Below are 623 nucleotides of genomic sequence, written 5' to 3'. Positions count from 1 at the left end.
CAAGAATGAAGAAAACGCCAGCATTTCCGCGAACGTAGAGGAAAGCGACTCGCATCGGCTTGGCAGGTTTCCATGCTGCTATCTGCTTTTTGGCCTGGTCGATCTGCTCTTGGGTACGTTTCACCAGGGCTTCGCCTGCATCAGGCTTTCCGACGGCATCGGCAATAGTGCGAATAAGCTGAGGAGTGGAGCCGACACTGCGGTGGGGATCTACGAGCACCACCGGAATCCCGGATTTACGGAGCTGATCGAGGGCCTCCTTCGGACCCACGCTGCGGTCGGCGATGATGACCGACGGTTTCAGACCTGCGACGGCCTCGACGTTAAGAACGTGTCCGTTTTCTGTCACCACGGGGCGGTCATGCAACTGCTTTTCAGTGGAGGAAACAGTGCGCCCGACGATCTTGTCGCCCAATCCAAGTCCAATGAGGGTGCGTGACAAGGTGCCGTAGAGGTCAAGAGCGAGAATTCTCGAGGTGCTTTTGATCGTCACCTTGTTCCCCTCGACGTCAGTGACGGTCACTGGAAGTTTTTGGGCAGACGACCCCTCGACTGGCTTCGGATCAGGTAGTTCTGGCACTTCCGTGAGACCGCGAAGGGTGTGCGGGTCAGGCAAATCCCGC

1 protein-coding gene is annotated in these 623 nt (G+C 57.5%); it reads right to left on the bottom strand.

Going from position 1 to position 623, the window contains the following annotated elements; genetic code table 11:
• Positions 1 to 493 (bottom strand): ABC transporter substrate-binding protein (locus LDM92_RS09810; protein WP_223903071.1); only part of this gene is annotated, 493 nt, incomplete at its 3' end.
• Between the last annotated feature and the right edge of the window lie 130 nt (positions 494 to 623).

Origin of the sequence: Lactobacillus laiwuensis (genome assembly GCF_019972835.1) — a bacterium.
Lineage (GTDB): Bacteria > Bacillota > Bacilli > Lactobacillales > Lactobacillaceae > Lactobacillus > Lactobacillus laiwuensis.
This window is presented reverse-complemented; position numbering and strand designations above follow the sequence as displayed.